This is a genomic window from Pseudomonas sp. JV241A (assembly GCF_900275665.1).
GTDB classification, from domain to species: Bacteria; Pseudomonadota; Gammaproteobacteria; order Pseudomonadales; family Pseudomonadaceae; genus Aquipseudomonas; species Aquipseudomonas wadenswilerensis.
Window position 1 is genome coordinate 83,151 of sequence record NZ_OPYO01000021.1, and the last position, 19,636, is coordinate 102,786.

A 19,636-nucleotide genomic window follows, 5' to 3' on the forward strand; every position below is an offset into this window, starting at 1 on the left:
GCCATGCAAACCACCTTGAGCGATGCCGCCAAACGCCTGGCCCGCGCCGAAGAAGCCGAAAGCATCCTGCGCACCTGCGTGCACTGCGGCTTCTGCAATGCCACCTGCCCGACCTACCAACTGCTCGGCGACGAGCTGGACGGCCCGCGCGGACGCATCTACCTGATCAAGCAGGTGCTCGAAGGCCACCCCGCCAGTGCCAAGACCCAACTGCACCTGGACCGTTGCCTGTCGTGCCGCAACTGCGAAACCACCTGCCCGTCCGGCGTCGATTACCACAACCTGTTGGATATCGGCCGCGCCGTGGTCGATCAGGCCGTGCCTCGCCCGCCCCTGCAACGGGCCTTGCGCCGTGGGCTGCGCAACCTGGCCAGCCACCCGGCGGCCTTCAAGCGCCTGGTGCAGCTGGGACGCAGCGTCGACAGCCTGCTGCCGGCACCGCTCAAGGCCAAGCTGCCGCGCTCGGTGCCCCCCGCGCAACCCCGTCCACAGCCCCGCCATCCCCGGCGCGTACTGCTGCTCGAAGGCTGCGTGCAACCGACCCTGTCACCCAGCACCAACGCCGCCACGGCGCGGGTGCTCGATCGCCTGGGCATCAGCGTCACCGCGGCGCCCCAGGCCGGCTGCTGCGGTGCTGTCGACTATCACCTGGATGCACAAGCCAGCGGCCTTGAGCGCGCCCGGCGCAACATCGACGCCTGGTGGCCGGCCATCGAGGCCGGTGCCGAAGCCATCGTGCAGACGGCCAGCGGTTGTGGCGCCTTCGTCAAGGAGTACGCCAAGCTGCTGCAGGGCGATGCGCAGTACGCCGCCAAAGCCCGGCGGGTCAGCGAACTGGCCAGGGACCTGGTCGAGGTCATCAGCGTCGAACCCCTGGAACCACTGGCCTGCCACAGCGGCCAGCTGCTGGCGGTGCATTGCCCATGCACCTTGCAGCATGCGCAGAAGCTTGGCGGCAGCGTCGAAGCCCTGCTCAAGCGCCTGGGTTTCAACCTCAGCAACGTGCCCGACGGCCACCTGTGCTGCGGCTCGGCCGGCACCTATTCGCTGACCCAGCCGACGTTGGCCAGGCAGTTGCGCGACAACAGGCTCGATGCCCTGGAAAGCGGCCAGCCGGACCTGATCGTCACTGCCAACATCGGCTGCCAGACCCACCTCGACGGCGCCGGACGCACGCCGGTGCGCCACTGGATCGAGCTGCTGGACGAGGCGCTAGCGAAGTCGCCAACCCTGGCATAAGCTCAATCGGGCAACCCCTGTTCGACAACCCGAGGACTCGTCATGCGTCAGCTTCTACTGGTCTCATTGCTCGTCGTAAGCCCGGCCGTTCTGGCCAAGACCGAATGCAGCACCGCCGACAAGGTGCAATGGCAAGACCAGAACAACTTCCAGGAAGAACTGAAAAAACAGGGCTACGAGATCAAGAAGTTCAAGGTCACCGATGGCAACTGCTACGAGATCTACGGCAAGAACAAGGACGGTAAAAAAGTCGAGATCTACTTCGATCCGGTCACCGGTAAAAAGGTGAAGGAAGAGATCGACTGAAGTGAGCGGCGATAGCCTGCGCCTCTGGGACCCGGTGGTGCGCCTGTGCCACTGGTCGCTGGTGGTGGTGTTTGTCGGCGGTTATTTTCTCACCGAAGAAGGCGACGGCTGGCACCGCTGGCTGGGCTATTACGGCCTGGCGATCGTGCTGCTACGTAGCGTATGGGGCTTTGTCGGCACCCCGGCGGCGCGCTGGGCGGACTTCTGGCCGACGCCAACGCGACTGCAGTGGCACCTGCAGGCGTTGTACCGCGGCGAAAACTGCCACCGCCTCGGGCATTCGCCGTTGGGCGCACTGGTGATGGTACTGATGTTGCTGCTGATGGCCGGCCTTGGCGTCAGCGGTTTCATGATGGAAGAGATCTATTACTTCTGGGGTGAAGACGGCCTGCGCGATATCCATGAGTTGATGGCCGACGTCCTGCTGGCGCTGGTGTGCCTGCACATTGCGGCGGCGCTGTTCGAGAGCTGGCGGCTGAAGGAGAACCTGCCGCTGTCGATGCTCACCGGCCGGCGGCGCCAGCGTTGAAACGGGGCAACGCAGCCGCTGCTACGCTGCCCCGGCACTGGCGTCAGAAGCGGTAGTTGGTGCTCAGCTCGAGGGTCCGGGGCGCCCCGGGGGTGATCAGGTCCACCGAGCCGTGGGCCGAGGCGTAGTAGTCGCGGTCAAAGACGTTACGCAGGCGCAGGGCCATGTCCCACTTCGGCTGGTTGTACAGCAGTGCAGCGTCCACGGTGGTGTAGGACGGCATCACCACGAAGTTATCCAGCGCGGTATAGCGCTCGTCCACATAGTTGGCGCCCATGCCCACACGCCAGTGTTCGGTCAACGAGCGCACCAGCCACAGGTTGGCGCTGGTGCGCGGGGTCAGGGTCGGGGTCTGGCCTTCGTTGGCCACGCCGTTGGTGCGGCTGGTGGACTTGGTGATTTCGGCATCGAGGAAGGCAAAGCCGCCGTAGACCTGCCACTTGTCCGTCAGTTGCCCGCTCAGCGTCGCTTCGAAGCCGTCGGTACGTTGCTCACCCGCCAGCACCAGCTGCGCCGGGTTGGCCGGGTCGGTGGTTTTCATGTTGGTGCGTTCCAGGCGGAACAAGGCCGCAGTCAGTGCCAGACGGCTGTCGAGCAAGTCCCACTTGGCGCCGATTTCGTAGTTGGTGGTCTCTTCCGGTTCCAGGCCCTGGTTGCCGGCACTGAGGGCGAACACTTCCGACGAAGGTTGGTAGGAGCGGCTGACCGACACGTAATAGGACTGGATCGCGTCCGGCTGGTAGACCAGGCCGATGCGCGGGCTCCAGGTGGTGTCGGTACGCGACAGGTCGGTGCGGGTCAGGTCGTCGGCGTACTCCTGGTCAAACACGTCGTAACGCACCCCGAGCAGGGCCTTCCACTGCGGCGCCAGCTCAATCAGGTCCTGTACGTAGAAACCTGCGGTGTCCTGGGTGGTGGTGCCCTTGGCGGTCTGGCGGTTGGCCTGGAACGGCACATCGACCAGGCCGTCGCGGAACACCGGCACCTGGGCCACGTTGTTCTGGCTGAACACACTCTGGTCCTTGACCTGACGGCCGAGCTCCACGCCGTACAACAGGTTGTGGTTCATGCCGGCCAGCACGGCCTGCTGCTTGAGCTCGGTCTGGTTGAACCAGCCGTCTTCGGTGCGTTGCACGTTGCCGCGATTGAGCTTGACCAGCAGTTCACCATTGGCAGCGGTGACGAAGCGGGTCGGGCTGGAATCAGCCAAGGTGTTGTTGCGGTCCAGGTCGTAGTGGTAGTAGCGGCTGGTGTTGCTCAGGGTGAAGCTGTCATTGATCCGGTAGTCGACGCCGGCGCTGAAGGAAAACACCTCGCTGCGGGCGTAATCGTCATCCGGGTCGGCGGCGCCGAAGCGCTTGTCGCGATCGACATCGACCGGGCGCTTGCCCAGGGCCGGGATGCCGAAATCGATCAGGCGCTTGTCGTACAGGTAGGTGGCGCCCAGGTTCAGCTCCAGGTCATCGGACAGCTTGAAGTAAGCCGAGGGTGCCAGGGCCTTGCGGTCGATGTAGCCATCGTCGCGGAAGGTGTCGCTGTCTTCCAGGGCGCCGGTCAGGCGAAACGCCTTGTCACCCTGCTGCTGGTCGGCCCAGCCGGTGTCGAACTGGGTACGGCGCTTGCCCTCGCTGTCGAAGCTGACCCCCACTTCCTGCACCGGGTTGAAGGTGGGCTTCTTGCTCACGCTGTTGATCAGGCCGCCGGAGGAGCCACGGCCATAGAGCACGGCCGCCGGGCCCTTGACCACCTCGACCCGCTCGACATTGGACAGATCGCGGTAATACAGGGCGTCGTCGCGCATGCCATCGACATACATGTCGCCAATGGCACTGAAACCGCGAATCGTCACCTGGTCGCGCTGGCCGTCACCGTTGGACAGGCCGATACCCGGCACGTTCTTCAGCACATCCTCCATCGATTGCGCGCCCTGATCCTTGATCACGCTTTGCGGCACGACGTTGACGGTTTGCGGAATATCGCGCAGTGGCGCGTCGATTTTCAGCGCACTGCGGCTTTCACTGGCCTTGTAGCTTTGTTCTTCATAGTTGCTGTTGACCGAGGTTGCCGGAATAGCCAGGGTTTCAGCGTGCAGCGCTGGAACGACCAGGACACCGAGCACGGAGAGAGAAGCCGGGTGAATGCGCGAAAGAGCCACCATGCGTTCCTTTTTTTGTAAAGATTGTAAAGGGGCGCAAATGGTAACGATTTGTAATTGCGAATTAAATACTATTACGATTTAAATATTTTGACGTCACGCACAAAAAAGCCAGGCTGCGGTTCTTGACTGCAGCCTGGCTTGTTGTCGAGCGCGTGGCGGCGATCAATGCATGTGCTGGTGGCCCGACATGGCTTCAGCATTCAGCGCCCGCACCGGCGCCTTCACTTCAATGCTCTGCTTGACGCCCTTGGCATCCTCGACCACCAGGGTCAGCGGTACCTGCTCGCCTTCCTTGAGCTGCTGGTTCAGGTCCATGAGCATCACGTGATAACCGTTAGGGTCGAGGCTCACTGCCTTGCCTGCCGGCAGCGGCACACTGTCGACCTCGCCCATTTTCATCACGTCATTTTCCATGGTCATCTGGTGCACCTGCACGGTCCTGGCCACCGGCGAGGCCACGCTGAGCAGCTTGCTGTCAGTGCTGGCAGTGAGGATCATGAAGGCACCGCTGGACTTCTGGTGTGGCACGGTGGCCCGCGCCCAGGCGTCGCTGACGGTGGTTTCAGCCATGGCCGGCAAGGCGAGGCCGATCAGGGCCAGCGCGGCCAGGGTACGTTTGACAGGGTTGCGAAGCATTAACACACCTCCATGACAGTGAGCAGGTCTTCTGCGCACTCTTTTGCATTGAGCGAATGGGACAGGCCCAGGCGCAGCTGGCCGCGGGAATCGAAGACGTAGCTGGTCGAGGTGTGCGAGATGGTATAGGTATCGCCGGCTGGCACCTTCTCGTAGAACACCCCGAACTCCCGGGCTGCCGCCGCGGTTTCTTCAAGGGTGCCGGACAACGCCACGAACGACGGGTCGAACGCCTTGACGTAGGCGTCGAGCACCTCGGGGGTATCGCGCTCGGGGTCGAGGCTGATGAACACCACCTGCAAGAAGCCGGCGTCGCGGCCCATCAGCTTCTTGATCTGCGCCGCGCGCGCCAGGGTGGTCGGGCACACCGCCGGGCACTGGGTGAAACCGAAGAACACCATCGGCATCGAACCCCAGAAACTCGACAGGGTTCGGACGTTGCCTTGGGTATCCTTGAGCTTGAACGAACGGCCGAGGATCTTGTTGCTCATGTCCTTGCCGTACTTGAAGTCCAGCGCGCCTCCGGAACGGGGGTCGCAACCTGCAAGGGCGCCGAGGCCCAGCAGGCTGATCCCGGCAACAACCTGGCGCCGGGTCAGTAAATCAGTCATGTAACCATCCTTTTGGGAAGGTGCCAGCCCCTGGATAGAGGGCATGTCGAGAAACCTTCGCATTTTGTCATGGCGGTGGACGCAGGTTCCAGCGCGCAGCGACCCGTACGTCTGTATCCCAGTATTTACGGGGTGCGGCCTGTTGTCGCAGGCAGTGACAAGAAACATCCGGCAACGTCTACGGTAATAGTGATGCATCCCGTCCCGCCCATCATTCGTGGAGCCCTCCCCCATGCTCAGCAAAGCCGTACTGACCCAACAGGAAGTCGCGCAACTGCTTGCCGCCGCCCGCGCCGAAGCCCAGGCCAACCAGTGGGCGGTGAGCATCGCCGTGGTCGATGACGGCGGCCACCCACTGGCCCTGGAACGCCTGGACGGCTGCCCGCCGATCAGCGCCTACATCGCCCAGGAAAAGGCCCGCACCGCAGCCCTCGGGCGCAAGGAAAGCAAGGTCTATGAAGACATCGTCAACGGCGGGCGCACGGCCTTTCTCTCGGTGCCTGTGCTCAACGCCACCCTGGAAGGCGGCGTACCGCTGCTGGTCGATGGCCAGGTGATCGGCGCGGTCGGCGTCTCCGGGGTCAAGTCCGAGCAGGATGCGCAGGTGGCCAAGGTGGCGATCGCCGCACTGCTGGCCCAGTTGGCCGGCTAAACACTGACAAACCCGAACTGGGTGTATTGCACCCCTTCGGGCGTCTCAATGGTTTGCGCATGTGCCCCCGCCGGCAAGACCCTTGGCCAGAAGCGCAGGCCGGCGAGGTTGTCCGCCAGTACCGATAGCTCCCACGGGCCACGGTGCAAATCGAACAGCCCCTGCGCCGCAGCATGGCCGACTCCTGCCAGGCGATAGGCACTGACGACATAGAACTCGGCCAGTTCGTACACCGCGCGCTCTGGCTGCTGGCGAACCAGGGCAAACCCTGCTATTTCGTCCTCAACCAGCAGCAGGTAGGCAAATCGCCCTGGCTCCTGCCAGTAGAGCGGTAAATAAGGGTAGTCCCCGTCGACACCGAGTTCGCGCAAATACTCCGGAAGCATCGCCTCAAAGTGTTGTTTTTCACGCTCAAGTGCAGGTTTGATCTGAACCTTCATGCCGTTAATTTCCTACATCAGTCACAAAACGGTACACATCCTGCTTGCTGCGACGCGGCGCATCCTATGATGCGCCTTTCGTAACGACACATAAGGAAAAGTGCCGTGTTCAAACCGTTAGCAGTCGCTGTAAGCCTGGGTTGTGCAATGTTGTCATCCGGCGCCAGCGCCTACGAATATGGCGAGTATGCCGGTCAGACCCTGGACCGTCTGATCAACGACTACCCCGGGCGTTACCGGGGTACCGCCAGTTTCGAAGGTGCTACCGCCCTGATGCAAGCGCAACTGGGCTACGGCTACCAGACCCGTCGCCAGGACTTCACCTGGGCCGGCAACCGCAGCTCGCAGAACGTCATCGCTTCAGCCCCGGGCCAGAACAGCACCTACGTGGTGCTCGGCGCCCACTACGACACCTACTTCGGCCGCCCCACCCTGCAAGGCCTGGACGACAATGCCTCGGGCGCTGCGGTACTCACCGAGATCGCCCGCAACCTCGGCGGCGTGGCCCTGGAGAACGGCCTGGAAGTGGTCGGTTTTGGTGCCGAGGAAGAAGGCCTGCGCGGTTCGCGTGCCTACGTCGCCTCGTTGAGCGACAGCCAGCGCGCCAACCTGCTGGGCATGATCAACCTCGACAGCCTGATCACCGGCGACAAGATGTACGCCCACGCCGCCAGCAACAGCGTTGCCAACCCGGCCCTGGGTGCCTACCGCGACCAGCTGTTGCGCATCGCCCAGGAGATGAACATCCCGCTGTTCACCAACCCTGGCCTCAACCCCGCGTACCCGGCCGGCACCGGCTGCTGCAGCGACGGTGAAAGTTTCAAGGACCTCAACGTGCCGGTGCTGTTCATCGAAGCGACCAACTGGGAGCTGGGCGAGCTGGACGGCTACGAGCAGACCGACAACCCGGCGATCCCCGGCGGCTCGACCTGGCACGACCCGGCCGAAGACAACCAACAGGTGCTGACCAACGCCTTCGGCCAGCAGCGCATCGACCAGCGCTTGAGCGACTTCTCGCGGCTGCTGACCCGCCTGGTGCTGGAGCTGACCAACGCCGACCTGCTCGCCGCCACTGCTTCCGGCGGGGCCATGGCCCGGCAGATGGAAGACCAGTTGCAACGTCAGCACCAGGCCCTGACCCGCCTGCATGACCGCCGATGGCTGAGCCTGCTGGACGCCTCACGGGCGGTCGGCAGTTTTGACGGTGAAGTGGGTGTCGAAGGCGAAGTTTCGCCTGACAGCGGCTTCGATGCGCCGGGCAATCCGGAGTCGAAACGCGTAGGTGTCTATGGTGTCGGGGACTACCGCCTCAACGAAGCCCTCACCGTCGGCGCCAGCCTGAGCTTCCAGCGCAGCCGCGATTCCCTCGACCATGGCGGGCGCATCGAAGGCGACGCCTGGCAGGCCGGGCTGTTCGCCCTGCTCAACGATGGCGGCCCGCAATGGCTGGCCGGCGAGCTGAGTGCCGGGCATACCCGCTTTGATAGCAAGCGTTCGGTGTACATCCAGGCCAGCAACGGCCCGGTGCTGCTCGACCAGCGCCTGAGCGGCGACACCTCGGCGTGGTTCTGGGGCGCGCGGGTGGACGGCGGTTACGACTTCAGCTTCGGCGCCTTGAAGACCGGCCCGGTCGCGGGCCTGGACTACATGCACTACCGCATCGACGACTTCCACGAAGACGAAAGCCTGCGCACCGCCCTGGGCTACGAGAAGCAGAACTACGACGCCCTCGAAGCCAGCCTCGGCTGGCGCCTGCATGGCAGCGTCGGCCTGGGTGCGAACATGGCCCTGCAGCCCTACGCCAGCGTGCGCTGGGTCCGCGAACTGGCCGATGGCCGCCTGGATGAGATCGACCTGACCAGCAATGCCGACGGCCGCGTGCGGGTGGCGGACATGGGCAGTGTCGACAAGGACTTTGGCCGCGCGCAGTTGGGTGCGCAGTTGATGTTCACCGAGCAGCTGGGGGTGTTTGCCGAGGTCAACAGCCGCTTTGCCCACAGCGAGGGCAATCAGGCCGGCTACTCGCTGGGCGTGCAATGGCAGTTCTAACCCTGTAGGAGCGGGCTTGCCCCGCGATAGCGGTCTGTCAGTCATATCGCAATCGCGGGGCAAGCCCGCTCCCACAGGAATAAAAGGATATAAAAATAACTAAACAATCTAACTATTTGGAATAAAAAAATTGAAGGGCCTGGCCGGGCTCCTTATATTTTCGGGCATGCCTTGCCCTTGAATCCCAGGAGTCCGCCCATGTCGCACACGCCCCATTCCCCCTTGCGTCGCCTGCTTACCGGCGGCCTGTTTGCCGCCTTCGCCGCGCTGCTGCTGCCCGGCCCGCTGGCCCATGCCGAACCGAGCAAAACCCTGCGCATCGGCTACCAGAAGTTCAACAGCATCAACATCCTCAAAGGCAGCGGCGCCCTGGAAAAGGCCCTGGCATCGCAAGGGGTGAACGTCAGCTGGTACGAATTCGCCGCCGGCCCACAACTGCTCGAAGCCTTGAGCACCGGCGCCATCGACCTTGGTCATGCCGCCGATGCGCCGTCGGTGTTTGCCCAGGCCGCCGGCAAGCCGGTGGTGTACCTGGCTGCCGAGCAGCCCTACCCCAAAGGCATCGGCCTGGTGGTGCGCGAGCAGGACCACATCGCCAACGTCGCCGCCCTCAAGGGCCAGCGCGTGGCCACCGGACGCGGCTGGAACGCCCAGTACCTGCTGGCCGTGGCCCTGCAGGACGCCGGCCTGAGCTACAAGGACATCACCCCGGCCTACGTCAACAATGCCGCCGACGCCGTGGCCGCATTGCAGTCGGGTAGCGTCCAGGCCGTTACCCTCTGGGACCCCTTCCTCGCCGCCGCGGAAAAACAGCCGGGCCTGAAGAACCTGCGCGACGGCAGCGGGCTGTCCAATAACCGCACCTTCTACCTGTCGTCGGCGGCCTTTGCCGACGACAACCGCGCGCTGTTGAAAACCTTCTTCAGCGAATTGGCCAAGGTCAGCAGCTGGGCCAACCAGCAGCCCGACGAAGTCGCCGCCCTGCTGGCGCCGCAACTGGGTATCGGCGCCGACGTGCTGCAGGTAGCCAGCGAGCGCCGCAACTACAACGCCGTGGCCATCGACGCGAAGATCACCGCCGAACAGCAGAAGCTCGCCGACACCTTCCAGGGCCTGGGCCTGATCCCCAAGCCGCTGAACGTGGCTGACGCGGTCTACCCGGTGTCGGTCCTGCCCTGAGTGCAGCCCATGTCCAGCCAGATCTGACGCCAGGCACTATGCTCTGAACATTTGCCCGGTAATGGAACCGTTCATGAGCCTTCGCTTTGCTCTCTGTGCGTTGCTGGCCGTCAGCACCTGCGCCAGCGCGGCCGAATCCTGGCATCTGGTGCAGGACGACGACGGCATTCAGGTCTACCTCAGCGACGTGCCGGGCTCCCGGTACCAGCAGTTTCGCGGCGTCGCGCTGATCAAGGCCAGCGTGCCCACCCTCAGCGACCTGCAGGAGAACCTGCGGGTCGCCTGCAAATGGCTGTACGGCTGCGCCGACATGCGCCTGCTCAAGGTCGATGGCGACAGCACCTGGGTCTACCTGACCACTGCCCTGCCCTGGCCGGCCAGCACCCGGGACATGGTGATCCAGGTGCAGAGCGAGCGCCGCGACGACGGCAGCCTGGTGCGTCGTCTCAAGGCCGTGCCCGGCATGGTCAAGCATGTACCGGGGCAGATCCGCGTGCGCCAGCTCAAGGGCCTGTGGACCTTCGTGCCCAAGGGCGAACAGCTCACCGAAGTGACCTACGAACTACAGGCCGACCCGGCCGGGGACATCCCCTCGTGGCTGGCCAACCAGTTCGTCCTCGATGCACCTGTCATCTCCTTGCGCACCTTGCGTGCAGTGGCTGAACGCCAGGGCGCAGCGCCCTGAGCAGGGCCTGCATGGATTTTGTCGTCCACGGCTTGTTGCCGGGCCAGGGCCGAGCCTTAGCCTCGAAGCCGTGTGCCATAACGACAAAAAATGGAGTTGCCATGCCCTGCCTACCCCTGAACCCGCGTACGCGCCTGGCCAGCCTGATTGCTGCCGCCTGCCTGAGCCAGACCCTGCATGCCGCCCAGGCACCGGTTGGTGCCAGCGAACAGACCCGCAGCAGCAATGCCGCCGTGTTGACGCAACTGCCCTTCAGCGACCGCGCCGATTACGAGGCGGTCACCCGCGGCCTGATCGCGCCGTTCGACGGCCAGGTCAGCGATGCCGCCGGCAAACCGGTGTGGAACCTTGAGGGCTATAAATTCCTCGCCGCGCAAGACCGCCCCGACAGCGTCAACCCCAGCCTCTGGCGCCTGGCCCAGCTCAACGCCCACGCTGGCTTGTTCGAAGTAGCGCCGCGGCTGTACCAGGTGCGTGGCCTGGACCTGGCCAATATGACCCTCATCGAAGGCGACGACGGGCTGATCATCATCGACCCGCTGACCACCGCCGAAACCGCCCGCGCCGCGCTGCAGCTGTACTACCAGAACCGCCCGCGCAAACCGGTGGTGGCGGTGATCTACAGCCACAGCCATACCGATCATTTTGGCGGCGTGCGCGGGGTGATCGACGAGGCCGACGTCAAGGCCGGCAAGGTCAAGGTGTTCGCCCCCAGCGGCTTCATGGAACACGTGATGAGCGAGAACGTCTACGCCGGCAACGCCATGAGCCGTCGCGCCCAGTACCAGTTCGGTCTGTACTTGCCGCGCGGCGCCCAGGGCCAGGTCGACACCGGGATCGGCAAGGCGTTGGCCACCGGCGGCAGCATCACCCTGATCGAGCCCAGCGACCTGATCAGCAAGCCGTACGAGACCCGCACCGTGGCGGGCATCGAGCTTGAATTCCAATTGACCCCTGGCACCGAAGCACCGGCGGAAATGAACCTGTACCTGCCGCAGTTCAAGGCCCTGGGCATTGCCGAAAACGCCTCGCAGACCATGCACAACATCCTCACCCCGCGCGGCGCCCAGGTGCGCGATGCCAAGGCCTGGTCACAGTACCTGGACGCCAGCCTGACGCGTTACGGCGACAAGACCGAAGTGCTCTTCGGCCAGCACAACTGGCCGACCTGGGGCGCTGAACAGGTGCGCACGCTGATCGCCGACCAGCGCGACATGTATGCCTTCCTCAACGACCGCACCCTGCACCTGCTCAACCAGGGCCTGACGCCGATGGAGATCGCGCAGAACATGCAGACCCTGCCCGGGGAGCTGGCGAAGAAGTGGTACACCCGTGGCTACTACGGCTCGCTGAGCCACAACGCGCGGGCGGTGTACCAGCGCTACATGGGCTTTTACGACGGCAACCCGGCCAACCTCAACCCGTTGCCGCCGGTCGAGAGCGCCCAGCACTATGTCGAGGCCATGGGCGGTGGCGAGGCGGTGCTGGCCAAGGTGCGTGCGGCAATGGACAAGGGTGAGTATCGCTGGGCGGTGCAACTGGGCAACCAGCTGCTGTTTGCCCAGCCGGACAATGCCCGGGCACGTAGCGTGCAGGCTGAGGCGATGGAGCAGCTGGGTTACCAGAGCGAGAACGCCACCTGGCGCAACATGTACCTGACCGGTGCCATGGAGTTGCGCAATGGTGTGCCGAGCCAGGCGGGCAGTTCGGTGTCGGTGGACATGGTGCGGGCGCTGACTGCGGACATGTTCTTCGACTACATGGCGGTGCGGGTCGATGTCGACAAGGCGGTGGGCCATGACCTGAACCTGAACTGGAGCTTCACCGAGCCGGATCAGGCCTTCAACCTGACCTTGCGCAACGGCGTACTGACCCATCGTGCGGGTTTGAACCCCAAGGCTGATGCGAGCTTGAGCATGAACAAGGCGACGCTTGAGCAGATCAGCCTCAAGCAGCTGGACTTCCCGACGGCGATGCAAAAGGGCTTGATCAAGGTCGAAGGCAACGGCAAGAAAATCGCCGAGTTGCTGGGCACCCTCGACAGCTTCAGCCCGCAGTTCAATATCGTCACGCCTTGAGGGCCTCATCGCGGGTCAAGCCCGCTCCTACAATGGATCGGTGTACACCGGACCTGTGGGAGCCGGCCTTGCCGGCGATCGAGTCCGCAGGGGTCGTAATCCAGGCAACACTGATGTGCTGACTGGACTGGCCTCATCGCTGGCAAGCCAGCTCCCACAGTGGATCTGTGTACGCCGGCCTTGCCGCGCGCGCAGCGGTCGTAATCCAGGCAACACTGATGTGCTGGCTGGACCGGCCTCATCGCTGGCAAGCCAGCTCCCACAGTGGATCTGTGTACGCCGGACCTGTGGGAGCCGGCCTTGCCGGCGATCGAGCCCGCAGGGGTCGTAATCCTGCCAGCACCTGATGTGCTGGCTGGACCGGCCTCATCGCTGGCAAGCCAGCTCCCACAGTGGATCTGTGTACGCCGGACTTGTGGGAGCCGGACTTGCCGGCGATCGAGCCCGCAGGGGTCGTAATCCAGGCAACACTGATGTGCTGGCTGGACTGGCCTCATCGCTGGCAAGCCAGCTCCCACAGAGGATCTGTGTACGCCGGACCTGTGGGAGCCGGACTTGCCGGCGATCGAGCGCGCAGCGGTCGTAATCCTGCCAGCACCTGATGTGCTGGCTGGACCGGCCTCATCGCTGGCAAGCCAGCTCCCACAGTGGATCTGTGTACGCCGGACCTGTGGGAGCCGGCCTTGCCGGCGATCGAGCGCGCAGCGGTCGTAATCCAGGCAACACTGATGTGCTGGCTGGACTGGCCTCATCGCTGGCAAGCCAGCTCCCACAGTGGATCTGTGTACGCCGGACCTGTGGGAGCCGGACTTGCCGGCGATCAAGCGCGCAGGGGTCGTAATCCTGCCAGCACCTGATGTGCTGGCTGGACCGGCCTCATCGCTGGCAAGCCAGCTCCCACAGTGGATCTGTGTACGCCGGACCTGTGGGAGCCGGCCTTGCCGGCGATCGAGCCCGAAGGGCTCGTGCTTCACTTGGCCCAGCGACGCAATTCCGAAGGCGTGTAGTCATCGGTCTTGGCAGTAAACCCCACCCGCATCGGCGCCTTCTCTTCGTTGCTCAAGCCACCCGCGTAGTACCGCCCCGAAATCAGGTCGTACGAGGTTTCCAGCACGTTGTAGGTAAAGTCATGATCATAGTGCTGGATCGCATGCAGTTCGGAACTGCGCCACAACTCGCCACGGCTGTCGTACTGGTCCACCTGGGCGATCTGCCAGCTGTCTTCGTCCACATAAAACCGGCGCTTGCTGTAGATATGCCGCGCCCCCGGTTTGAGCGTGGCTTCAACCACCCACACCCGATGCTTCTCATAACGGGTATACGCCGGGTTGATGTGGTTGGGCTTGACCAGTTCATCGAGTTTCAATGAACGACTGCCCAGGCGATAACTGTTGTAGGGAATGTACAGCTCCTGCTTGCCGATCAGCTTCCAGTCAAAACGGTCCGGCGCACCATTGAAACCATCGATGTTGTCGGCCGTGATCAGGCCGTTGCTGTAGCGCGCACTGTTGTCATACGCCAGCATCGGCGCGCGACGCACCCGGCGTTGCGCCGGCAGGTACTGCCAGGCGGCACGCGGCTCGACCACCTGGTCAACCGGCTCATGCACCAGCACGGTCTCGCCCGCCAGGCGCGCCGGCTCCAGCACCCGGCTCTTGAACATGAACAGCACGTTGGCATTGGGCTCAAGCCCCGTCACCGCTTCGGCGAAACTCACCAGCGACTGCGCGCGGATATAGCTGACCGCACCGTTCTCACGTACCAGGGCAATACTGCTGAAGCGCTCGTAGCTGCCGCCACGCCAACGGGTCATGTGGTTCCACATCACTTCCATGCCTTCGGTCGGCAGCGGGAACGGAATCCCACGGGCGTAATCATGCAAGCCGTTGCCGCCGTCGGCCAGGGTGGTCTTGCCGGCGTTGGTGCGGCTATCGGCGAGGATCGGCGCCGGCAAACGGGCGCTGCGGTGGCTGGGGTACACCGGCATCTGGTAACTGTCCGGGTAGCGCTTGAACATCGCCAGCTGGCCGGGGCTCAGCGCCGCCTGGTACTGCCCGAGGTTCTGCGCGGTAATGGTGAACAGCGGCTTTTCACTGGCGAACGGGTCACTGTAGCCGCCGTTGCCATCCAGGCTCCCGGCCGCTTTGTCGAGGCCGCCGGTCCAGGCCGGGATGCTGCCGTCGGCATTGCCGGCGCGCTCCGAGCCCATCGGCGTGAGCGTCTTGTCCAAGAGGCCGAGGTCGTTGCTCTTGGCCTGGGCCAGGGCGCTGACGCAGGTCAGGGCTAACAACAGGGGATGAATACGCATTTTTATTGTTCTCCTTAGAAATCGACCTTGAAGCTGACCGAGGCAAAATCGCGGTCATCGAGGGTGCTGTAGTCGTTGGAACCGAAGAAGCTGTTGTAGGCCAGCTCTACGCTGTAGTCGTTGAGGTAGTTGGCGGTAAGACTCAGCCCCAGGGCCTGCTGGCCTTCCTGGAATGGCCCGAGCGGGTCGTAGGAATAGCCCTCGACGTCATGCCGCCAGTTGACCGCCGGGATCAGGTTGACCCCCGGCAGCACATCGCTGTACTCAAGGCTGGCGCGCAGGCGATAACCCCAGGACCAATCGGTGGCAAAGCCCTTGTCGGTGCAGTAGCGGTTGGTCACTCCGGAGGCAACGGTGTTGCACGCGCTGCCATTGCGCGGCGCGCTGCGGCCAAAGGCGGCATTACGGCCCAGGCGCTCATCACCGAGGCCGTCGATGTGCACCACGCCGACTTCACCGAACAGGCTCAGGCGGGTGGCACCCAGCACGTTGTCGATGGCCTGGGTTGCCGAGGTGGTCACTTGCCACACGCCTTTTCGCTCCCAGCCATCGAAGCGATCACCTGCGCGATTGTAGAAGCCCTCGGGCAGTGCTACCCACGCGTTGCCGGCAGCACCGGAGACCACCGCCGTGGTGACATCCGGGGCGTTGAAACTCAGCGGCATGTTGGGCCGATAGCTGAGCTCGGCCGCCAGCGACACCCCGCTGCTGGGCTCGACACCGTTGATGCTCAGCCCGTACAGGCGGATGTTCTCGGGGAAGGCCGCAGCATACGAAGGCCCCTGCCCGCCCCCGGGGAAATTCCCCGGCAGCGCGGTGTTGCGCGCATCGACGGTCAGGTACGGCAGGCGCGAGTGGTAGTTGATGAAGTACAGCGCCGCCTCGGCGTCGTTGAGCGCCGGCAACAGCTGGCGCAGGGCGAAGCCGAACTGGCCGTTGTCGGACGGCGACGCGTTGCCCCGTGAACTGGCATACAAGCCGCTGGCCTGCATCTGCGGGTCGGTGAGCACCTGGCCCAGGTACAACGGCCCGCAGCCAGGCTGAATCACATCGCTTGTGGCAAAGAAGGTGCCGCAACCGTCCAGCACGCTGGCGCGCCAGTTGTACTGGTAGAAGCCTTCGAGGTTGAGGGTGTCGGACACACCGAAGCTGAACGAAAGCATCTCCACCGGCAGCTGGCCTTCCTTGATCTCGACCCCGGGGCGGTTGAAGGCCGTGATGTCCAGCGGGTTGATGACGTTGATGCCGTTCTGGATCAGCAGCGCCTCGCCCCACGACAGCACCTGCTTGCCGAGCTTGAAACTCAGCGGATGGCCGGCCAGCTCGACGTCCTTCCACAGGTAGGCGTCGAGCACTTCCAGGCCCTGGAATTTGGCCAGGTCATCCCAGCCACTGTCGTCGAAATCCTTGAAGCGGCCGTCGCGGGTTTCATAGGCATGGTCGTACCAGTATTTCAAGCGCACAAAGGCGCCCTGCCCCTGGCCGTCGAGACTGAAATCGGTCAGGCCCTTGACGGTCTGCGAGATCGGGTCGCCTTTCTTGAAGTTAAGCCGGTTGTCGTCGGCGCTGACCCCGCTGCCATCGGCATTCACGCCTTGGGCCTGCAGGGCATTGGCGCGGGTCATCAGGTGTTTGTCGGGGCTTTGGGTCGACCAGCTGCTGCCCAGGCTCAGGGTGCTGCGGGTGGTAAAGCTCCAGTCTTCATTGAGATCAAAACTGCTGGCCTGGGCAGGCACGGCGAAGGAGGCCAGCGCCGCCAGTAGCCAGGGAGACGGCGTTGAGCTTGTTGTTGTCATTATCGAGCTCCATGAGGATTAAGCTCGATCAAGATGCCCAAGCGTCCGCCGCCAGGCGCAAGCGGCGCACGACAAAAAACGATCATCCGCGCGCTATGAAAAGTCGCCCTAGGCCGGCTGCAATGCGCTCAGGCGAAACTGCTTGGGGGTGACGCCGAACTGCTTGCGAAAGGCGCGGATGAAGTTGCTCGGCTGACGGTAACCGAGGCGCTCGGCAATCCGCTCGATGGGCTGGTCACCGGCGGCCAGCCAGTGCCGCGCCAGTTGCAGGCTGTCTTCGCGCGCCTCGCTCATGCCGGCGCCTTGCCACTGGCGCAGCATGCTCTGATGGAGGAAGGCATTGGCACCGGGCAGGTCCAGCTCGAGAGCGCCTGGCGCCAGTTGCAGGCTCGGCCATTGAGCGCTGACCACCGCCACCCCCCAGTCCTGCAACCAGCGCCCGGCCGCCTGCTGCGGCAACACGCTGACCTGGGTGAACATCTGGGCCGGCGTGCGCCCGGCACGCCTGGCGATGTTGCGCACCAGACTCAGCACCGCAGCATCGAGCATGTAGTAATGCGGTTGATGCTGATAGCGACGCATGTGCAGCTGTGCACCGTCCAGGCTGACCAGCACACAGTTGGTCACCAGCGGCAGGTAGCGGATAAAGCAGGCAAGGCTGTCGCGCACGCTGGCGGCCGAATCGAGCAGTATGTTCAGCCCCTGCAGCGAATGGGTGGCCATGCCCGGCACCAGCTCACAGCCGAACTCGCGCCCGGCACCGGCGAGCTCACATTCGAGCAGCAACTGCTCGACCTGCATGGCCGGGATCTGGCCGTGCCCGTGCAACTGCGCGGGCGTGAGCCCGGCACGCTGCAACAGCACATCCACAGGCAGGCCGCAGCCCTGGGCGTGAGCGACCAGGGTGCGGGTCAAGGCGGCGCAAACAAAAGGCGAAGCAAGCATGGCACGTCACGCAAAATGATCAGGCCATGAGTTATGCCAGCCGCTACACTATCGATCAAATGCATAAAAAGTATCCGCTGCATGCAAGAGGCGCATGATGGACCTTCGACAACTTCGCCACTTCGTGGCCCTGGCCGATTACCGTGGCTTCGTGCGCGCCGCCGATGCCGTCAACCTCAGCCAGCCCGCGTTCAGCCGCAGCATCCAGACCCTGGAACGCGATCTGGATTGTGCCCTGGTCGAGCGCGGCAGCCGCGAATTCCGCCTCACCGGCCAGGGCCAACTGGTGCTGCAGCACGCCCGGCGCCTGCTGGCCAGCAGTCAGAGCCTGCACAACGAGCTGCTGCAGTACAACGGCCTGGAAGGCGGCGAGCTGAGTTTCGGCAGCGGCCCCTACCCGGCCCAGTTGCTGGTGCCCGAGGCGCTGGCGCAGTTCATCCACGACCACCCGCTGGTGCGCGCACGTTTTCATCAGGGTGACTGGAAGCAACTGGGCAGTTGGCTCAAGGAGCAGCAGATCGAGTTTCTGGTCGCCGACTCGCGCTACTTCAAGGACGACCCGCGCTATCAGGTGCAGGCCCTGCGGCCCCGGCGCGGGCGCTTCTTCTGTCGCGCCGGGCACCCGCTGGCAGGGCGTGGCCCGCTCCAGCTCAGCGCCCTGCTCGATTACCCGATTGCCGGCACGCGGATCCCGCCGATGATCCGCAAGATCCTCGCCCGCGCCCAGGGTACCCAGGACTTTGTCACCAGCGTCGAGTGCGCGCAGTTCGATGCCATACGTCGGGTGGTGATGCGCTCGGACGCCATCGGCCTGGCCACCGCCGAAGCCCTGCACGAGCGGGTCGAGGCCGGTGAAATCCGCTTGTTGAGCTTTGCCGACCTGGATGCCGACGACCCTGATCTACAGTTGCAGTACGGCATTGTCAGCCGCGCCGGCGACAGCCTGACACCGGCAGCGCAGGCAATGATCGAAGCCATTTTCAAGGTGGATCAACAGCTGCAGGTGAACCCGTCATGACCCTCGTGCCGCCCAACGCGTTCTACGCCCCGACCCTGCTGCCGGCCATCGAAGAGCTGCAGGGCCGCGGGGTATCCCTGGAACTGATCGAGGCCGTGTTCCGCCGCAGCCTGTTCGAGATGCGTACACCGTTCCTGCGTGTGCCGCTGGTGCTGTCGCGGCGCTTTTGGACCCTGGCCCTGTGCGAGAGCAGCGACCCGTTTGTCGGCCTGACTGCCGGCAGGCGGTTCGTCTCCACCGCGACCAATGGCCTGACTTACCTGTTCGATGCCGCCGCCTCGCTGGACAGCGCCTGCGCCTACTTCGTCGAATACTTCCCGTTTTTCAACGGTCACTTTCGCGCCCGCATCGAACGCAGTGATGGCCAGGTCAGCCTGCGCCTGGAGGATTGCGGCAGCCTCAAGGCCACGGCACCCATCACCGACTACATGCTCACCAGCCTCTGCAGCCTGCTGCGCCGCAAGCTGCTGGCCAGCGGCCTGGAGCAGGACCCGATCCTGGCCATTGAACTGGCCCACCCGGCGCCGGCCGACATCAGCGTGCACCCCCACGCCTGGCGCGCGCCGGTGAGCTGGGGGCACGTTGAACATGGCATCCGCCTTGACCCAAAGCTGTTCGAGCAAGCGCTGACCCCCGGTAATCAGGCACTGGAACTGATGCTGGTGGAATTGCTGCAACAGACCCAACGCAACAGCCAGCCAACGCTGCTGGAGCTGGCCAGCGATCACCTGGCCGTGAGCCTTGCCGACAGCAACCGCTGGCCGGCCTTCTGCAGCCGCCAGCACCTGCTCGAACGCACCGCGGCCCGGCGCCTGAAGGCACTGGGCTGGAGTTATTCCGAGCTGCTGGACGAGTACCGCCGCTACCGCGCGGAAGACCTGCTGCAGGGCAGCGAGCTGGAGCTGGTGCAGATTGCCGATCAACTCGGCTACAGCGACGTGCAGAGTTTTCACCGCGCCTGCCTGCGCTGGTTTGCCTGCGCGCCCGGGGCCTACCGCGGGCGCTGA

General features: G+C 64.2%; 17 protein-coding genes. 10 read left to right on the top strand and 7 right to left on the bottom strand.

The genetic code is table 11. The features are described from left to right. Positions 1–3: 3 nt before the first annotated feature. From glcF to JV241A_RS13220, 3 genes are read left to right on the top strand one after another with little or no spacing between them, the layout of a single operon-like run. Positions 4–1,239 carry a glycolate oxidase subunit GlcF gene (glcF, locus tag JV241A_RS13210; protein ID WP_134062946.1) on the top strand — a complete coding sequence of 412 codons (1,236 nt, stop codon included), beginning with the start codon at positions 4–6 and terminating at the stop codon, positions 1,237–1,239. Positions 1,240–1,281: 42 nt separating this feature from the next. Next, the gene (locus JV241A_RS13215; protein WP_115087537.1) at positions 1,282–1,545 is read left to right on the top strand and encodes a PepSY domain-containing protein; all 264 of its coding nucleotides are present in this window, start codon (positions 1,282–1,284) and stop codon (positions 1,543–1,545) included. Position 1,546: 1 nt separating this feature from the next. Continuing rightward, positions 1,547–2,074, top strand: a complete 528-nt coding sequence (locus JV241A_RS13220; RefSeq protein WP_115087536.1) for a cytochrome b/b6 domain-containing protein — start codon at positions 1,547–1,549, stop codon at positions 2,072–2,074. Positions 2,075–2,117: 43 nt separating this feature from the next. Here the strand turns inward: JV241A_RS13220 and JV241A_RS13225 are convergent, their stop codons facing one another. From JV241A_RS13225 to JV241A_RS13235, 3 genes are all read right to left on the bottom strand, one after another. Then, positions 2,118–4,232 (bottom strand): TonB-dependent siderophore receptor, encoded by a 2,115-nt coding sequence (locus JV241A_RS13225; RefSeq protein ID WP_134062948.1) that lies wholly within the window; start codon positions 4,230–4,232, stop codon positions 2,118–2,120. A 162-nt stretch (positions 4,233–4,394) separates the two neighbouring features. After that, positions 4,395–4,868: a copper chaperone PCu(A)C gene (locus tag JV241A_RS13230; protein WP_115087534.1), complete on the bottom strand. Its 474-nt coding sequence runs from the start codon at positions 4,866–4,868 to the stop codon at positions 4,395–4,397. Continuing rightward, positions 4,868–5,479, bottom strand: a complete 612-nt coding sequence (locus JV241A_RS13235; RefSeq protein ID WP_036996237.1) for an SCO family protein — start codon at positions 5,477–5,479, stop codon at positions 4,868–4,870. Before JV241A_RS13235 ends, JV241A_RS13230 begins: the two co-directional genes overlap by 1 nt. Positions 5,480–5,711: 232 nt before the next feature. Here JV241A_RS13235 and JV241A_RS13240 point away from each other — a divergent pair, with 232 nt between their 5' ends. After that, positions 5,712–6,131 carry a heme-binding protein gene (locus JV241A_RS13240; protein WP_115087533.1) on the top strand — a complete coding sequence of 140 codons (420 nt, stop codon included), beginning with the start codon at positions 5,712–5,714 and terminating at the stop codon, positions 6,129–6,131. Here JV241A_RS13240 and JV241A_RS13245 read toward each other — a convergent pair. Beyond that, the gene (locus JV241A_RS13245) at positions 6,128–6,571 is read right to left on the bottom strand and encodes a GNAT family N-acetyltransferase (RefSeq protein ID WP_115087532.1); all 444 of its coding nucleotides are present in this window, start codon (positions 6,569–6,571) and stop codon (positions 6,128–6,130) included. The two genes, JV241A_RS13240 and JV241A_RS13245, sit on opposite strands and share 4 nt — an antisense overlap. A gap of 105 nt (positions 6,572–6,676) precedes the next feature. Here JV241A_RS13245 and JV241A_RS13250 point away from each other — a divergent pair, with 105 nt between their 5' ends. The 4 genes from JV241A_RS13250 (at position 6,677) to JV241A_RS13265 (ending at position 12,562) form a co-directional block, all read left to right on the top strand. Then, the gene (locus tag JV241A_RS13250) at positions 6,677–8,620 is read left to right on the top strand and encodes an autotransporter domain-containing protein (RefSeq protein WP_115087531.1); all 1,944 of its coding nucleotides are present in this window, start codon (positions 6,677–6,679) and stop codon (positions 8,618–8,620) included. Between the two features lie 198 nt (positions 8,621–8,818). Continuing rightward, positions 8,819–9,799 (top strand): aliphatic sulfonate ABC transporter substrate-binding protein, encoded by a 981-nt coding sequence (locus tag JV241A_RS13255; protein ID WP_134062950.1) that lies wholly within the window; start codon positions 8,819–8,821, stop codon positions 9,797–9,799. A gap of 73 nt (positions 9,800–9,872) precedes the next feature. Continuing rightward, on the top strand, positions 9,873–10,484 hold the full coding sequence (locus JV241A_RS13260; protein WP_134062952.1) for an START domain-containing protein: 612 nt from the start codon (positions 9,873–9,875) through the stop codon (positions 10,482–10,484). A 101-nt stretch (positions 10,485–10,585) separates the two neighbouring features. Continuing rightward, positions 10,586–12,562, top strand: a complete 1,977-nt coding sequence (locus JV241A_RS13265; protein ID WP_134062954.1) for an alkyl sulfatase dimerization domain-containing protein — start codon at positions 10,586–10,588, stop codon at positions 12,560–12,562. Between the two features lie 970 nt (positions 12,563–13,532). Here the strand turns inward: JV241A_RS13265 and JV241A_RS13270 are convergent. The 3 genes from JV241A_RS13270 to JV241A_RS13280 all read right to left on the bottom strand — a co-directional run bounded on the left by JV241A_RS13270 (position 13,533) and on the right by JV241A_RS13280 (position 17,611). Further along, complete coding sequence (locus JV241A_RS13270) at positions 13,533–14,870, bottom strand: DUF1329 domain-containing protein (RefSeq protein WP_115087527.1); 1,338 nt, start codon at positions 14,868–14,870, stop codon at positions 13,533–13,535. A gap of 14 nt (positions 14,871–14,884) precedes the next feature. Further along, a complete protein-coding gene (locus tag JV241A_RS13275) occupies positions 14,885–16,666 on the bottom strand; it encodes a DUF1302 domain-containing protein (RefSeq protein ID WP_134062956.1) in 1,782 nt (593 codons plus the stop codon). A 108-nt stretch (positions 16,667–16,774) separates the two neighbouring features. Beyond that, entirely contained in the window at positions 16,775–17,611 is an 837-nt protein-coding gene (locus JV241A_RS13280; protein WP_134062958.1) for an AraC family transcriptional regulator, read from the bottom strand. Between the two features lie 97 nt (positions 17,612–17,708). On the opposite strand from JV241A_RS13280, the gene JV241A_RS13285 reads away from it, so the two are divergent. Together JV241A_RS13285 and JV241A_RS13290 are read left to right on the top strand one after the other, a co-directional pair. Continuing rightward, positions 17,709–18,629 (top strand): LysR family transcriptional regulator, encoded by a 921-nt coding sequence (locus JV241A_RS13285; RefSeq protein ID WP_134062960.1) that lies wholly within the window; start codon positions 17,709–17,711, stop codon positions 18,627–18,629. Then, on the top strand, positions 18,626–19,636 hold the full coding sequence (locus tag JV241A_RS13290; RefSeq protein WP_134062961.1) for an AraC family transcriptional regulator: 1,011 nt from the start codon (positions 18,626–18,628) through the stop codon (positions 19,634–19,636). Before JV241A_RS13285 ends, JV241A_RS13290 begins: the two co-directional genes overlap by 4 nt.

Bases quoted from the DNA above. Each gene is read 5' to 3' on its own strand.
- JV241A_RS13280 (WP_134062958.1), bottom strand. From the start codon at position 17,611: ATGCTTGCTTCGCCTTTTGTTTGCGCCGCCTTGACCCGCACCCTGGTC.
- JV241A_RS13290 (WP_134062961.1), top strand. From the start codon at position 18,626: ATGACCCTCGTGCCGCCCAACGCGTTCTACGCCCCGACCCTGCTGCCG.
- JV241A_RS13270 (WP_115087527.1), bottom strand. From the start codon at position 14,870: ATGCGTATTCATCCCCTGTTGTTAGCCCTGACCTGCGTCAGCGCCCTG.
- JV241A_RS13245 (WP_115087532.1), bottom strand. From the start codon at position 6,571: ATGAAGGTTCAGATCAAACCTGCACTTGAGCGTGAAAAACAACACTTT.
- JV241A_RS13225 (WP_134062948.1), bottom strand. From the start codon at position 4,232: ATGGTGGCTCTTTCGCGCATTCACCCGGCTTCTCTCTCCGTGCTCGGT.
- JV241A_RS13265 (WP_134062954.1), top strand. From the start codon at position 10,586: ATGCCCTGCCTACCCCTGAACCCGCGTACGCGCCTGGCCAGCCTGATT.
- glcF (WP_134062946.1), top strand. From the start codon at position 4: ATGCAAACCACCTTGAGCGATGCCGCCAAACGCCTGGCCCGCGCCGAA.
- JV241A_RS13260 (WP_134062952.1), top strand. From the start codon at position 9,873: ATGAGCCTTCGCTTTGCTCTCTGTGCGTTGCTGGCCGTCAGCACCTGC.
- JV241A_RS13275 (WP_134062956.1), bottom strand. From the start codon at position 16,666: ATGACAACAACAAGCTCAACGCCGTCTCCCTGGCTACTGGCGGCGCTG.
- JV241A_RS13215 (WP_115087537.1), top strand. From the start codon at position 1,282: ATGCGTCAGCTTCTACTGGTCTCATTGCTCGTCGTAAGCCCGGCCGTT.
- JV241A_RS13230 (WP_115087534.1), bottom strand. From the start codon at position 4,868: ATGCTTCGCAACCCTGTCAAACGTACCCTGGCCGCGCTGGCCCTGATC.
- JV241A_RS13240 (WP_115087533.1), top strand. From the start codon at position 5,712: ATGCTCAGCAAAGCCGTACTGACCCAACAGGAAGTCGCGCAACTGCTT.
- JV241A_RS13255 (WP_134062950.1), top strand. From the start codon at position 8,819: ATGTCGCACACGCCCCATTCCCCCTTGCGTCGCCTGCTTACCGGCGGC.
- JV241A_RS13235 (WP_036996237.1), bottom strand. From the start codon at position 5,479: ATGACTGATTTACTGACCCGGCGCCAGGTTGTTGCCGGGATCAGCCTG.
- JV241A_RS13285 (WP_134062960.1), top strand. From the start codon at position 17,709: ATGGACCTTCGACAACTTCGCCACTTCGTGGCCCTGGCCGATTACCGT.